Origin of the sequence: Modestobacter marinus (assembly GCF_019799945.1) — a bacterium.
Lineage (GTDB): Bacteria > Actinomycetota > Actinomycetes > Mycobacteriales > Geodermatophilaceae > Modestobacter > Modestobacter marinus_B.
Genome location: NZ_JABGCH010000019.1, coordinates 93,122 through 106,638 on the forward strand (window position 1 = coordinate 93,122; position 13,517 = coordinate 106,638).

12 protein-coding genes and 1 pseudogene are annotated in these 13,517 nt (G+C 75.8%); 5 read left to right on the forward strand and 8 right to left on the reverse strand.

The window, feature by feature from the left end:
- Positions 1 to 26 precede the first annotated feature (26 nt).
- Positions 27 to 1,055, forward strand: coding sequence for an ATP-dependent 6-phosphofructokinase (locus tag HK417_RS16090; RefSeq protein WP_222268242.1), 1,029 nt, complete (start codon positions 27 to 29; stop codon positions 1,053 to 1,055).
- Positions 1,056 to 1,067: 12 nt separating this feature from the next.
- Here the strand turns inward: HK417_RS16090 and HK417_RS16095 are convergent, their stop codons facing one another.
- The 3 genes from HK417_RS16095 to HK417_RS16105 form a co-directional block, all read right to left on the reverse strand.
- Positions 1,068 to 2,288 carry a metallophosphoesterase gene (locus HK417_RS16095; RefSeq protein WP_308123633.1) on the reverse strand — a complete coding sequence of 407 codons (1,221 nt, stop codon included), beginning with the start codon at positions 2,286 to 2,288 and terminating at the stop codon, positions 1,068 to 1,070.
- Between the two features lie 49 nt (positions 2,289 to 2,337).
- The gene (locus tag HK417_RS16100; protein WP_222268244.1) at positions 2,338 to 3,927 is read right to left on the reverse strand and encodes a CYTH and CHAD domain-containing protein; all 1,590 of its coding nucleotides are present in this window, start codon (positions 3,925 to 3,927) and stop codon (positions 2,338 to 2,340) included.
- Positions 3,928 to 4,049: 122 nt separating this feature from the next.
- Entirely contained in the window at positions 4,050 to 5,285 is a 1,236-nt protein-coding gene (locus HK417_RS16105; RefSeq protein WP_222268246.1) for an FAD-dependent monooxygenase, read from the reverse strand.
- A 78-nt stretch (positions 5,286 to 5,363) separates the two neighbouring features.
- Between HK417_RS16105 and HK417_RS16110 the strand changes: the two genes are divergently transcribed.
- The gene (locus HK417_RS16110; RefSeq protein WP_308123634.1) at positions 5,364 to 6,323 is read left to right on the forward strand and encodes an endonuclease/exonuclease/phosphatase family protein; all 960 of its coding nucleotides are present in this window, start codon (positions 5,364 to 5,366) and stop codon (positions 6,321 to 6,323) included.
- Positions 6,324 to 6,537: 214 nt separating this feature from the next.
- Here the strand turns inward: HK417_RS16110 and HK417_RS16115 are convergent, their stop codons facing one another.
- The 3 genes from HK417_RS16115 to HK417_RS16125 are packed head-to-tail and all read right to left on the reverse strand — an operon-like array spanning position 6,538 to position 8,453.
- Complete coding sequence (locus HK417_RS16115; RefSeq protein ID WP_222268250.1) at positions 6,538 to 6,753, reverse strand: RNA-binding S4 domain-containing protein; 216 nt, start codon at positions 6,751 to 6,753, stop codon at positions 6,538 to 6,540.
- An 18-nt stretch (positions 6,754 to 6,771) separates the two neighbouring features.
- A complete protein-coding gene (locus HK417_RS16120) occupies positions 6,772 to 7,494 on the reverse strand; it encodes an MOSC domain-containing protein (RefSeq protein WP_308123635.1) in 723 nt (240 codons plus the stop codon).
- Positions 7,491 to 8,453, reverse strand: a complete 963-nt coding sequence (locus HK417_RS16125; protein ID WP_222268252.1) for an aldose epimerase family protein — start codon at positions 8,451 to 8,453, stop codon at positions 7,491 to 7,493. The genes HK417_RS16120 and HK417_RS16125 overlap by 4 nt, the downstream gene beginning before the upstream one ends.
- Before the next feature lie 143 nt (positions 8,454 to 8,596).
- On the opposite strand from HK417_RS16125, the gene HK417_RS16130 reads away from it, so the two are divergent.
- On the forward strand, positions 8,597 to 9,115 hold the full coding sequence (locus HK417_RS16130; RefSeq protein ID WP_222268254.1) for a DUF1707 SHOCT-like domain-containing protein: 519 nt from the start codon (positions 8,597 to 8,599) through the stop codon (positions 9,113 to 9,115).
- 11 nt (positions 9,116 to 9,126) lie between these two features.
- On the opposite strand, the gene HK417_RS16135 is transcribed toward HK417_RS16130, so the two are convergent.
- A complete protein-coding gene (locus HK417_RS16135) occupies positions 9,127 to 10,647 on the reverse strand; it encodes a cation:proton antiporter (protein ID WP_222268256.1) in 1,521 nt (506 codons plus the stop codon).
- 558 nt (positions 10,648 to 11,205) lie between these two features.
- On the opposite strand from HK417_RS16135, the pseudogene HK417_RS26955 reads away from it, so the two are divergent.
- Together HK417_RS26955 and HK417_RS16145 are read left to right on the forward strand one after the other, a co-directional pair.
- Positions 11,206 to 11,793 (forward strand): annotated as a pseudogene (locus tag HK417_RS26955) (sensor histidine kinase); the annotation flags it as partial.
- Between the two features lie 79 nt (positions 11,794 to 11,872).
- Positions 11,873 to 12,532 carry a response regulator gene (locus HK417_RS16145; RefSeq protein WP_222268258.1) on the forward strand — a complete coding sequence of 220 codons (660 nt, stop codon included), beginning with the start codon at positions 11,873 to 11,875 and terminating at the stop codon, positions 12,530 to 12,532.
- Positions 12,533 to 12,566: 34 nt separating this feature from the next.
- Here HK417_RS16145 and HK417_RS16150 read toward each other — a convergent pair whose 3' ends face one another.
- On the reverse strand, positions 12,567 to 13,328 hold the full coding sequence (locus HK417_RS16150; protein WP_222268260.1) for an SDR family NAD(P)-dependent oxidoreductase: 762 nt from the start codon (positions 13,326 to 13,328) through the stop codon (positions 12,567 to 12,569).
- Between the last annotated feature and the right edge of the window lie 189 nt (positions 13,329 to 13,517).

The window sequence follows — 13,517 nt, forward strand, 5'->3', positions numbered from 1 at the left end:
CATCCCCCTCGTCCGGAGGAGCACAGGTGCGCATCGGGGTCCTGACCGGCGGCGGCGACTGCCCCGGCCTCAACGCCGTCCTGCGGGCGGTGGTCCGGACCGCGGAGAAGCAGTACGGCAGCGACGTCATCGGCTTCCGGAACGGGTGGCGCGGGCTGCTCGAGGACGACGCGATGAAGCTGGACCGGCCGCTGGTCAACGGCCTGCTCACCCGCGGCGGCACGGTCCTGGGCTCGGCCCGGGTGGCTCCGCAGCGGCTGCGGGACGGTCTCGGCCGGATGCGCGAGGTGCTCGAGGGGCACGGCGTGGACGTGCTGATCCCGATCGGCGGGGAGGGCACGCTCACCGCCGCAGCCTGGCTGTCCTCGGAGGGCGTGCCCGTCGTCGGGGTGCCCAAGACCATCGACAACGACATCGACGGCACCGACCTGACCTTCGGCTTCGACACCGCGGTCAGCATCGCCACCGACATGATCGACCGGCTGCACACCACCGCCGAGTCGCACCAGCGGGTGCTGCTCGTCGAGGTGATGGGCCGGCACGCCGGCTGGATCGCGCTCAACGCCGGACTCGCGGCCGGCGCGCACCTGACGATCACCCCCGAGGAGCCGTTCGACATCGACGAGGTGTGCCGGCTGGTCACCGCCCGGTTCGACCGCGGCCACCGGCACGTGATCGGGGTGGTCAGCGAGGGCGCGACGCCGCTGCCGGGGACGATGCCGCTGCGCGACGGCGGGGTCGACGAGTTCGGCCACCGGCGGTTCACCGGGGTGGCGCAGCAGCTCGGGGAGGAGATCGAGCGGCGCACCGGCAAGGAGGTGCGGACGACGGTGCTCGGCCACGTGCAGCGCGGTGGGACCCCGACCTCCTTCGACCGGGTGCTGGCCACCCGCTTCGGGCTGCACGCCACGATCGCCGCCCACGAGGAGCAGTTCGGGCAGATGGTCGCCCTGCGCGGGACCGGGATCACGCTGTTCCCGCTCGCCGACGCGGTCGCCCAGCTGAAGACCGTGCCCACGGACCGGCTCGAGGAGACCGCGGCCTTCACCGGCTGACGGTCGACGCCCTCACCGGCCGGGGTCCACCGGCTGCCCGGGGTGCAGCTCGATCACCGTCACCTCGGGGCGGGCGCCCACCCGCATCGGCGGACCCCAGTAGCCCGCCCCCGCGGTGATGTAGAGCTGCGTCTCCCCCTGCATCGACCAGCCCTCCACGGCGGGCTGGTCGAGCAGGACCCCGTAGTCGAAGGGCCACAGCTGACCGCCGTGCGTGTGGCCGGACAGCTGCAGGTCCACCCCCGTCGCGCGGGCCTGCGCCACCTGCACCGGCTGGTGGGCCATCAGCACGACCGGGCGCGCGTCGTCCCGGCCGTCGAGCGCGGCGTCGAGGTCCGCGCCGTGCCCGGGCAGTCCCGACATCACCGCCGTCCGGTCGTCGATGCCGGCCAGGTCGAACGCGGCCGCCCCGCGGCGGACCTCCACCCGCTCGTTGCGCAGCACCTGCACGCCCAGCGTGGGCAGGTGACGCAGCCAGGCCGTGGTGTCGGCGAAGTACTCGTGGTTGCCGGTCACGAAGTAGACGCCCTGCTCGCTGACCAGGTCCGCGAGCGGGGCCACGTCCTCGCGCAGCTCGTCGACCTCGCCGTCGACCAGGTCGCCGACGATCGCCACGACGTCGGGGCGCTGCGCGTTGATCGTCTCCACGACCCGCTCGAACCGGCGCCCGCCGTAGGTGGCCGACAGGTGCCCGTCGGAGAACGTGACGATCCGCAGGCCGGCCAGCGCGGGGTCCAGCCGCGGGATCCGCACGGGCACCCGGCGGACGACGGGCGCCGAGTTGGCGAGCACCGCGCCGGTGCCCGCCGTCCCCAGCGCCACGGCGCCGGCCCCGGCGGCCAGGGTGCGGGCCAGGAACAGCCGCCGCGGGAGCTCCGGGGTCTCCGCGGCCGGGGCCGGGGCGGGGGTGTCGTGCCCGGACGGGACGAGGACCTCCTGCCGTGCCGGCGCCGGGCTGCGGCGGCGCAGCCGGGCTGCGAGCCGGACCGGCTCGGTGACCAGCAGCGACAGGAACGCGTAGAACGCCAGCCCGAGCCAGCTGAACCCGACCCAGGCCAGCGGCGTGTAGGCCGCCAGCGGCACGCTGCCCCGCAGCGTCACCGCCAGCGTGGGCAGCAGCGCCAGGACGACGACGAGCAGGGTCAGCCCGCGGCGGACACTGCCCGGGCGCGTCGTCGCGCGCACCAGCCGCCACCACAGGTACCCGTGCAACAGCAGCATCGCGACCAGCACGACGACCGCGAAGCCGATCAGGACAGCTCCTCCCCCCGCGACGACCGCCTCACGGCCGGACGGCGGCCTTCAGCACGGGGACCAGCACCGGCCAGCAGGCCCAGAAGTCCTGTTCGGCCCGTTCCGCCCGGGCCTCCTCCAGGCCGTGCAGCCGACCGTACGTCCAGGCGTTCTCGCCCGCACCGAAGGCCTGCCGCCCGATCCGGGTGCACAGCTCGCGGGTGACGACGGTGTCCTGCCGGGCGCCGAGCACGTCCTGCACGTCCTTGAGCGCGTCGACCAGCTCGGCCACCGGCTCCCCCAGCACCGGGACCACCGCCTCCGCGGAGTACCGCACCCGCTTGGCGGCCTTGCGGACCTCGTGCAACGCGGTCGGGTCGTCGGTGTCCATCGCCGCGTGGACGGTCCGGCGCAGCCGCTTCGCCGTCCGGCCCAGCACCTCGCGCGCCACCTCGTCGGCCGCGGCCGCGGCGTGCGCGGTGAGCGGCGGATCGGCCAGGAGCGCGTCCAGGTCGTCGCGCAGCTGGAGGTACGCCGCGCCGGAGAGCACCTTGCGGGCCTTGCCCTCCGCCGCCTGCAGCTCCTTGATCTCGGCCTGCCGCAGTCGCGCGGCCACCGGGCCGAGCACGAGCTCCTCCGGCTGCCCGGCGACGAGGGCGCGCAGGTGGCCCAGCGCCACCTCGGCGTCCCGACCGCCGGACAGCGCGGCCCCCACGTCGGCGAGCTCCTGCCGGAGCGGGTCGGTCTGCGCACGGTCGAGCACCGGGCGGAAGGCGGCCAGGATGCTGCGCAGCCGGCGGCAGGCCACCCGCACCTGGTGCACCGCGTCGGGCTGGCCGGTGCGCACCATCAGGTCGGCGTCCTGCAGCGCGGCGACCTGGTCGCGCAGCACCGCGCGGAGGACCTCACCCGCGGGGCGGCCGGGGTCCCCGCCGTCCGCCGCCTTCTTCCTGCCCTTCCTGCCCTTCTTGCCGGGCGCCGGCTCGGGGGCGGCCGCCTCCGGTGCCGCCCCGTCCAGGTCGGCCAGCCGGTCGGCCAGCACCCGGGCGAGCTTGGACGGCGAGGCGGCCGGCCGCGCGCCCGCGCCCTCCACCGCCTCGGCCACCGCGGCGAGCAGCGCCTCGTCGCCGTCGACGAGCTCGACCTCCAGCTCGCGCCACGCCGTGACGACGGCGGCCCCGCCGGGCTCGGCGGACAGCGCGGTCCCCGTCACGTGGTCATCGGCGATCTCGGCGAGCACCTGGCCCTCGGCGTTCCGCAGCTCGGTGACCTCGCGCCGGGTGCGCAGCTCGGCCACCTGCTCGGCCGGCGTGGACCGCACGATGCCCAGCACCGGCTCCAGCACCGCCTTCGGTGGGGTGCGGGCGGCCCGCCCGGCCGGCGAGTGCAGCTCGCGGCGCGCCCCGGCCGCCGCCGGCAGCTTCACGTGCCAGCCGGCGTCGCTCCCGCCGGTCCGGCGGCGCAAGGTCACCCGGGCGCGCGCCAGCCGCAGGTCGGCCGTGTCGTAGTAGGCGGCCTCCAGCACGTGCTCCACCGGCGGGGACACCTCGGTGACTCCGGGGACGTCCCGGAGGTCGGGCAGCACGAACGACTCCTCGACGTCGAACTTCCGCTCTACCTCCACGTGCTCGACCGCCATCGGTGCCCACTCTCCTCTGCCGCCGCGACCACCAGCCCCTGGCGGACCCGTCGCGGACGGCCCGTCCGGGTCATCTTCGCCGAGATCGGCGACGGCGACCGGACGAGGGCCTGCCGGGCCGCTCAGCCCGACCGCACCCGGTCCCCGGCGCGCACCACCGGCGACCCGTCCTCGCTCGCCCAGCGCCCGCGGTTCCGGTACCAGCGGTAGGCCGCGCGGGCCCGGCGGCCGGCGGCCCGGACGGCCCCCAGCTGCCCGACCCGGTACACCGGGCGCAGCCGGCGCAGCGTGGCCTCGTCGCGGCGCCCGCTCTTGCCGTACACGAACGTCAGCGCGTCCCTCTCCAGCTGCCCGTCGAGCTGCTCCCACCGCTCGGAGCGGCGCCGGGCGGACTCCACGGTGCGGTTGGCCCGCTCCCGGCGCCGCCGGTCGTAGGCCGCCAGCGCCGCGGGGAGGTCGCGCTCCGCGGCCAGGCTCTCGGCCAGCGCCGCGGCGTCGGTCATGCCCAGCCGCGTGCCCGACGCCCAGGTGAAGTGCGCGGCGTGCGCCGCGTCGCCCATGAGGACGACGTTCTCGTGGGCCCAGGTCCGGTTGGTCAGGTGCTGGAAGCGCTGCCAGGACCCCGGGCCGTGCGCGGACCGGCCGGTGAGCGGCCGCCCGCGCAGCGGCTGCGCGAAGACCTCCGCCAGCAGCCGCAGCCCCTGGTCGCTCGGCATGGTGTCCAGGCCCAGGCCCTCCCACGTCTCCGGTGGGCACTCGACCACGCAGGTGCTCGACGTCCGGCTCGACGGGTAGGCGTGCATCCAGATCCAGCCGGCGTCGGTCCGCTCGAAGGGGAAGGTCATCCGGGGGAACACCCGGTCGGTGCCCAGCCACAGGTAGCGGTTGCGCCCGGTCACCGTCGACGTCCCGAAGTGCTCGCCGAACTGCCGTCGCACCCGGCTGCCCACGCCGTCGGCCGCGACGACGAGGTCCGCGCCCCGCAGCGCGGACACGTCGTCCACCTCCTGGCCGAACTCGACCTCCGCGCCGAGCTCGACGGCCCGCCGGGTGAGGATCTCGAGCAGGGCGGAGCGCTCGAGGGCGGACCGGAAGTGCGACACGTAGGCCGAGGAGCCGTTCAGCCGCCACTCCTGCTCGTGCCAGGCGACCGAGCGGGCCCGGACCTCCCGGGCGGCCACCGGGTCGTTCTCGTGCAGCAGGTCCATCAGCCGGTCGGAGTAGGTGACACCCCAGCCCGACGTGGCCCCGGGCCGGTTCCGTTCCACGACCCGGACCGACAGCCCCGGGACCCGTCGCCGGGCGCACACCGCGAAGAACAGGCCCGCCGGACCACCGCCGACGCAGACGACGTCCATGCGTCCCGAGGATGACCGGGAGGCGGGGAGCGGACAAGGCGTTCGGCCGCGGCGGGCGCCCCCGGCACGATGGACGGCGTGCGTCTGCACCAGCCCGTGCCCGAGCGCGTGGCGCTGCTGTTCCCCGTGCCGTGGGCGGTGTGGGCCGCGCTGCGGCTGGCCGGGGCCGAACGCGGGTTCCCGCTGGTGCCGGCGCTCACGTTCACCCCGTACGCAGCGGCCACCGGCGTCCTGCCGCTGGGCACGGCACTGCTGGCCCGGTCACCGGCCGCCACCGCGCTGGCCGCGGGGGCGACCGCGGCGCTGGCCGTCCCGGTGCTCGCCCGCGCCCGGCGGCAGCCCACTCCCGCGGAGGGCCGGCGGCTGCGGCTCGTCTCGCTCAACACGCTGCACACCCGGGTGGACGCCGCTGCGCTGGTCGACCTGGTCGCCGGCTGCGACGCCGACGTGCTGACGCTGATGGAGGTCACCCGGGACGGCCGGGACCGTCTGGTCGCCGCCGGGCTCCCCGGTCTGCTGCCGACCGAGCACACCCTGCTCCCGGCCGACCCGGCGCAGCTCGGGGCCGGGGGCTCGGTCTGGACCCGGTTGCCGGTCGTCGCACGGAGCCGGGTGCCCGGGCACTTCGAGCAGCCGCAACTGTTGCTCGCGCTGCCGGGCGGGCCGGACGTCGAGGTCACGGCCGTGCACGTCCACCCGCCGCTGCGGTTCGCGGCCGGGGTGCGGGCCTGGGAGGAGGACCTGGCCGGGCTGCCGGCGCCCGGCGGGGACGTGGTCCGGGTGCTGGCCGGTGACTTCAACGCCGCCGCCGACCACGCCGCCTTCCGCCGCCTGGTGCGGCGTGGCTGGGTGGACGCCGGGCGTGCGGCGGGACAGGGGCTGCGGGCCACCTGGGCACCGGTCCGGTTCCCGCAGCCGCGGCTGACCCTGGACCACGTGCTGGTCGACCCGCGGGTGGGGGTGGCCGAGCTTCGGGTGGTGCAGCTGCCGGGCTCGGATCACCGGGCGCTGGTCGCCGACCTGCGCATCCCGGCCTGAGCCGAGCGCCTCCGGGCTGGAGCGCGGCGGTTCAGCGCGGCGGAGCCGGGGTAGAGGCTGCAGCCCCGGGCGGCGGGTCCGCACGACCACCACCGCCCGGGGGCTGCACCGCCCATGCCCCGGATCCCACGGCATTCACCTGTCTCCTGTGACGTTCCTGTCAATCTTTGGACACGCCGAAATAGGGTGACGCACGAGCAGTCACCGCTCACGCTCAGTCGATGCGCACGTCCTCCTGGCCGGTCACCGACACGACGTCACCCCGGCGCAGCTGCCGGCCGCGCCGGTCCTCCGGCTCGCCGTTCACCCGCACGTCGCCGGCGGTGAGGACGTCCTTGACCTGGGCGCCCGAGGGGACGGCGTCCACCAGCTTCAACAGCTGGCCCAGCCGGATGGACTCGTCCCCGGGACGGAGCTCGACGGTGCGCACGGCGCGATCCTGCCCCGCTCAGAGCCGGACCAGCGCATCGCCCACCTCGATCCGGCCGGGACGGGTGACCAGCGCCCCCACGGCGAGCGCTCCGCCGAGCTCCCGGTGGATGGTCTTCAGCACCCCGGTGTCGCGAGCGATCCCGCCGGCCTGCGGCCGGGTCGTCATCACGCACCGCGGCACGGACCGGACGACGTCGAGCTCCGCCCCGCCCAGCCGCACCCGGCTGCCGACCAGGTCGTCCTCGCCGCCGCCGGCGAGCACCACGTTGGCCCGGAAGCGCCGGCGGTCCCAGGAGCCGAGGGTCTCCGTGGACACCAGGGTGACCCGCGCGTCGGCGTTGTCGTGGAAGGCACCGTCGGCTCCGGAGAAGGGGTTCCAGCGCCCGCGCTCCTCGTCCTCGGCGTCCTGCGGGCTCTCGTACCGGCGCGGTCCGGTCATGTCCGCGGCCGCGCGGAGGGTCACCGGCCGCCCGGCCCAGCCGGACAGGACGTCGTCGTCGTCGGTGACCGTGCCGTCGGGCAGCACCACCTCGACCCCGCCGCCGGCGCGCAGCCGGCCGGCGGCGAACAGCAGCTCCGGCACCCGCCGGGCGGTCAGGCCCAGGCCGGTCGCGACGTCGAACAAGGCCCAGGCGCGGTCTCCGGCGACGCCCTGGGGGCCGACCTCCGCGGTGTCGAGGCGCTCCCCCAGCAGCGATTTCACCGGGAAGCGCCACACCTCCACGACCTGCAGGCTCACGGTGCCGCCGGGGTCCAGCGCAGCGTCCAGGTGCCCGACCAGGTGCCCCCGGGCGGCAGGACGACGAGGTCCACGCCGTCGGCCAGCGCGTTGGGCGGGCAGGTCATCGGCTCCACGGCGAGGCTGCGGCGGCGCTGCCCGGCCGGCAGCGTGTCGCCGGAGTAGACCTGCAGCCAGGGCCACGACCGGTCGACGGCGAGCTCCAGCTCCCCTGCCGGCCCGCGCAGCCGCACCCGGGCCCAGCCGTCGTCGTCGCGCACCAGGTCGGTGACGGGGTCGTCGAGCTGCCGGTCCCCGATCCGGCCGACGGCCCCGTCGAAGGGCCGGGTGCTCCCGGTGGGCAGCCCGTCCTCGACGTCGAGCGCCCGCCGGGCCGGCACGGTGAGCTCCGCGTCGGCCAGGCCGCCCTCCGCCGGGGCGCCGACGTGCAGGTAGGGGTGCATGCCGACGCCGAAGGGGGCGTCGGCGTCCCCGGCGTTGCGCACCCGCACGGTCACCGTGAGCCGGTCCGGGGCGAGCGCGTGGTCGACCGCGACCGCGAGCCGGAACGGATAGCCCGACCGCGGCTCCAGCACCGTGCCGACCGAGACCGCGTCGTCCTGCTGGGTGAGCACCGTCCAGGGCTGGGCGGTCAGCAGCCCGTGCACCGCGTTAGGGGAACCGGGGCTGACCACGTCCAGCTGCAGGTCCCGCGCCTGCCAGGACCATTGCCCGCCGCGCAGCCGGTTCGGCCACGGCACCAGCACGCCGCCGCGGCGCCCGGCCGGCACGGTCCCGGCTGGATAGCCGTCCAGCACGTCCCAGTCCCCGACCAGCAGCCGGCGCAGCGCACCGCCGCGCAGGTCGACGGCGAGCTCGGCGGCGCCGGCGCGCACCCGGGCGTCCCGCGGCGCGGTGGGCGGCCACGGGCCGGCCGTCACGTCGTCGTCGGACGGGGCGGGCTCGGGGTCGAGCGGCATGCGGTCCTCCTCGCGGGCGTTCGGGACAGCTCACCACAGCGGGCGGACGGTTCCACGTGGAACCGGAAGTCGTGACAGACGTCAGTGGACCTCGGGGTCCCTGCCACCCGAGACTTGATCACACCGGACCCGAGGAGAACGCGATGCCCGACCCCGCATCCCACGCCCCGCACCTCCGCGCCGCCGATGCCGACCGGGCGCGGGTCGCCGAGCTGCTGGGGAAGCACCTGTCCGCGGGGCGGCTGACCGTCGAGGAGTACGACGACCGGCTGGCCCGCGCCTACACCGCCCGCACCTACGGCGAGCTCGACCCCCTCACGAAGGACCTGCCCCCGCTCGAGCGCCCGGCCGCGGCGCCGGCACCCGCGCCTGCCGGCTCCTCCTCCGCGCACCTGCCCGGGCACGCCGGCTGGGGTGCGTGGGGTGTCGGCCACTGGGCCGGGAGCAACGGCGTCCGGGCCGCGTGGGCCAGCTGGGCGGGCACCGGCGTCATCGTGCTGACGATCTGGCTGGTCACGTCCCTCGTCGCGGGCTGGCAGTACTTCTGGCCGATCTGGGTGATCGGGCCGTGGGGCGCGGTGCTCCTGGCCCAGACCCTGGGTGGCCGGTTCAACGACGGCGGCCGCGACCGCGACCGGCGCGGACTCCCCTTCGGCGGCTGACACCCGGCGGCTCAGCTGCCGGTGTCCCCGAGCCAGGCGGCGAGCCGCCCGCTGCGGTGCACGGCGAGGATCCGCTTCTCGGTGGCCGGTTGCTGCGCCGGGTCGGTGAAGACGAGCAGCACGTCGTGGGTCTGCAGCCGGGTGTTCGGTGCGACGGCGAAGGTGGCGCCGTCGCGGGCGAGCAGCCCCGGCGTCGCCCCCTCCGGTAGGCGCAGGTCGTTCATGTAGACACCGTGCAGCCTGGAGCCGGGCAGCACCCTGACGTGCAGCAGCGCGGTGCCGAGCTCGTGCAACGACGAGGTGCCGACGTCCATGTCGAGGGGGACTGCGCCGCGCCGCTCCGGCCGCCCGGCCGTGGCCGGCAGCAACCGGCGCGGGAGGAACCGGGCCAGCCGGGCGGAGACCGAGACCGCGGCCGGTCCCAGGACGGCGAGCACCAGCACGTAGCCGGCGGCGAACACGCCGATCCGCGGGTCGAGCCCTGCGCCGACCGCCAGTGAGGCCAGGACCAGCGAGAACTCGCCGCGGGTGAGGACGGTCAGCCCGATGTTCGCCGCCTCCGTCCGGCCGAACCCGTGCAGCCGGGCGGCGAGGACCCCGGCGGTGACGCAGACCAGGACGGTGGTCGCGGCGGCGAGCAGGACCTGCGGGAGCACCGGGACGACGTCGCCGATGTCGATGGTGAGCCCGAAGTGGAAGAAGAAGATGGCGCCGAACCCGTCGCGGAGCGGATGGGTCAGCGAGCGCAGGCGGGCGGCGGTCGGCGTCGCGGCGAGGATCAGGCCGATCATGAAGGCACCGATCGCGTCGGACACCCCGAGCCGTTCGCCGAGACCGGCGGTGCTGATCGCGAGCCCGAGCGCCAGGACGACGACGATCTCCTCGTCCTTCGTCCCCACCAGCCGGCTCACCCAGCGGGTGCCGCGGCGGGCCACGACCGACAGCACCAGCAGGAACGCGAACGCCGTGGCGATGCCGACGCCGGCCTCCAGCGGCCCGGTCGCCCCGCCCAGGGCCGGCTGCAGCAACGCCAGGTACAGGGCGAGGAACAGGTCCTCGATCACGACGATGCCGAGGATGACCCGGGTCTCCGGGTTCCCCAGCCGCCGGTTCTCCACGAGCAGCTTGGTGACGATCGCCGAGGAGGAGATGCCGACGATGCCGGCGAACACGAACGCCTCGGACACGCCCCACCCGAGGCCCAGCCCCAGCGCGATCCCGGCGCCGATGTTCAGCGTGAGGTACAGGCCGGCCGCGGCGCCCAGCCGGCGGCCGCCGGACGCCAGCTGGTCGAGGGAGAACTCCAGCCCGAGGTAGAACAGCAGGAAGACGAGGCCCAGCCGGCCGACGAGCTCGAGCTCGGCGGGGTCGGCGACGAGGTCGAACCCCGGGGTGTGCGGCCCCAGGAGGACACCGGCGAGCATGAACAGCGGGATGGTCGGCAACCCGATGGGGACGCCGGTCCGGGCGAGGAGGCCGCAGACGAGGAACGCGCCGCCGAGGACGAGCAGGGCGTCCGCGCCAGGGTGCACGCCGCCTCCTCCCGGGCGCTGCGGAGTGGATGGGAGCGATCCTCGCCGCCGCGACCCCGGCTGCGGTATCCGTGGCAGCACCCACTCCGGCCCGGCTGCGGGCGGGGATGGGGGCTGCCCCCCATCTCTGGCCCGGCCCCTTGGCCCGCGCGCTCCGATGGCCGAGTCTCGGTGCTGAGCGGCCACCGGTGGAGTGGTCGGGCGGTGGGGACGGCGACCATGAGCGAAGCACCCGAGGTGCCCGTGGGCCGGGGCCGGGGCCGGTCCCTGTTCTGGCGGGTGTGCCTGATCAACGGGGTGGTCTTCGCCGCCGGGACGGCGGTGCTCGCCGCCTCCCCGGCGACCGTCTCGACCCCGGTGCTCGCCACCGAGGCCGTCGTCCTGGCCGTCGGGCTGGCCGTGATCCTGTTCGCCAACGGTGCCCTGCTGCGGGCCACGCTCGCCCCGCTGGACCGCCTGCGGCACCTGATGGAGGGTGTGGACCTGCTGCAGCCGGGCCAGCGGCTGCCCGAGGCCGGCAACGGGGTGGTGTCCGACCTCATCCACAGCTTCAACGCGATGCTGGCCCGGCTGGAGGCCGAGCGGAGCTCGAGCAGCGCGCTGGCGCTGGCGGCGCAGGAGGGCGAGCGGCAGCGGGTCGCCCAGGAGCTGCACGACGAGGTGGGGCAGAGCCTGACCGCGGTGCTCCTCGGGCTCCGCCGGGTGGCCGACCGGGTGCCCGCCGACCTCGCGCCGGAGGTGCTGCTGGTCCAGGAGACCGCGCGGGCCAGCCTCGACGAGGTCCGCCAGGTGGCCCGCCGGCTCCGGCCGGGGGTGCTGGACGACCTCGGCCTGGTCAGCGCGCTGACCTCGCTGGTGACCGAGCACGCCCGGTTCACCGGCGCCGAGGTGTGCCGGCGGTTCAGCTCGGACCTGCCCCCGCTCGGCGCGCAGGCGGAGCTGGTCGTCTACCGGGTCGCGCAGGAGGCGCTGACCAACGTGGCCCGGCACGCGGGCGCCGGCCGGGTCGTCGTGGAGCTCTCCGCGACGCTGCCGGGCGACGCCGTCCTGCTGCGGATCACCGACGACGGCCGGGGGCTCGGCCGCGGATCGCCGGAGGGGGCGGGGATCCGCGGGATGCGCGAGCGGGCGATGCTGGTGGGTGCCACCCTCACCGTGGGCACCCACGCCGACGGCGGGACCGAGCTCCTCCTCTTCGTCCCGGTGCCCGTACAGGGGGTCGGGCATGAGACCGGCCGGGGTCACCCGGGTCCTGCTGGCCGACGACCACGCGCTGGTCCGCCGGGGGGTGCGGCTGATCCTGGAGAACGAGCCGGACCTGACCGTGGTGGCCGAGGCCGGCGACGGGCGGGAGGCGCTCGCCCTGTCCCGGGTGATCGACGTCGACCTCGCGGTGCTGGACGTCGCCATGCCGGGGCTGACCGGTCTGCAGGCCGCCCGCGAGATGTCCCGGCGCTCGCCGTCGCCGCGCATCCTGCTGCTGTCGATGTACGACAACGACCAGTACTTCTTCGAGGCGCTGAAGGCCGGCGCCTGCGGCTACGTGCTGAAGTCCGTGGCCGACCGGGACCTCGTCGAGGCGTGCCGGGCGGTGATGCGGGGCGAGCCGTTCATCTACCCCGACGCGCTCACCGCCCTCATGCGGGAGCACCTGCAGCGCGCGCGGCGCGGCGAACGCCTGCCCGGCAACGTCCTCACCCCGCGGGAGGAGGAGGTCGTCAAGCTGATCGCGGAGGGCCGGTCGTCCAAGGACATCGCCGCGCTGCTGGTGATCAGCGTGAAGACCGTGGAGCGTCACCGGGCCAACGTCCTGCAGAAGCTGGAGCTGCGGGACCGCACCCAGCTCACGCGGTACGCGATCCGGGCGGGCCTCATCGAACCGTGAGGCCCGCCCGGACCGGTCACACCGATCAGACCGGTCAGTGGATGTGCGAGCCGCCGTTGACGTCGTAGGTGACCCCCGTGATGTACCCGGACTCCTCCCGGCACAGGTAGGTGATCAGGTCGGCGACGTCGTGGACGGTGCCGTTGCGTCCCACGGGGATCCCGGCGACGAGCGCCGCCTTGCGCTCCCCCTCGAGCGCCCCGCCGGTGATGTCGGTGTCGATCAGCCCCGGGGCGACGGCGTTGACCGTCACGCCGTCGGGACCCAGCTCGCGGGCCAGCGCGCGGGTGAAGCCGAGCTGGGCCGCCTTGGCCGCGGAGTAGGCAACACCGCCGAACACGCCGCCGCCCCGCTCGGCCGACACCGACGCCAGGAACACGATGCGCCCGAAGCCGCGCTCGGCCATGCCCGGGGCGATCCGGCGGGTGACGTTGAAGGCGCCGCGGACGTTCACCGCGAAGATGCGGTCCCACTCCTCCCCGGTGACCTCGACGAACGGGGTGGGGGAGGTGATGCCGGCGTTGTTGACGAGCGCGCCGACGGGAGGAAGGGACTCGCCGAGGACGGCGAGCGCGTTGTCGACGGAGGCCTCGTCGGTGACGTCGCAGCCGAGGCCGACGGCCTGCACGCCGTGCCGCTCCACGATCTCGTGTGCGGCCTCCTTCGCGCTGGCCTCGTCGAGGTCGAGGATCGCGATGTCCCAACCGGCGGCGGCCAGGGTGTGGGCCGTGGCCCGGCCGATGCCGCGCGTGGAACCGGCGCCGGTGACGAGGGCGGTCTTGCCGTGGACGGACATGTCTTCTCCTGGGGGGTGTCGGGGTGGCGGTGCGGGGTCAGACGGTGGCCGGCGCGGGGTCGGCCGGCCACGCTGCGCGGCCGGGCCGCCCGGGCCGGCCGGCGCCGTCCAGCTCGCTCTTGACCTTGGCGACGATGGCGTCGGTGGACAGGCCGTAGCGGTCGTGCAGGGTGGGCAGGGCGCCGGCGG

What these genes read in the sequence shown, in the direction of transcription:
- HK417_RS16100 (WP_222268244.1), bottom strand. Translation starts at nt 3,927, where the DNA reads ATGGCGGTCGAGCACGTGGAGGTAGAGCGGAAGTTCGACGTCGAGGAG.
- HK417_RS16105 (WP_222268246.1), bottom strand. Translation starts at nt 5,285, where the DNA reads ATGGACGTCGTCTGCGTCGGCGGTGGTCCGGCGGGCCTGTTCTTCGCG.
- HK417_RS16125 (WP_222268252.1), bottom strand. Translation starts at nt 8,453, where the DNA reads ATGCCGCTCGACCCCGAGCCCGCCCCGTCCGACGACGACGTGACGGCC.
- HK417_RS16130 (WP_222268254.1), top strand. Translation starts at nt 8,597, where the DNA reads ATGCCCGACCCCGCATCCCACGCCCCGCACCTCCGCGCCGCCGATGCC.
- HK417_RS16145 (WP_222268258.1), top strand. Translation starts at nt 11,873, where the DNA reads ATGAGACCGGCCGGGGTCACCCGGGTCCTGCTGGCCGACGACCACGCG.
- HK417_RS16150 (WP_222268260.1), bottom strand. Translation starts at nt 13,328, where the DNA reads ATGTCCGTCCACGGCAAGACCGCCCTCGTCACCGGCGCCGGTTCCACG.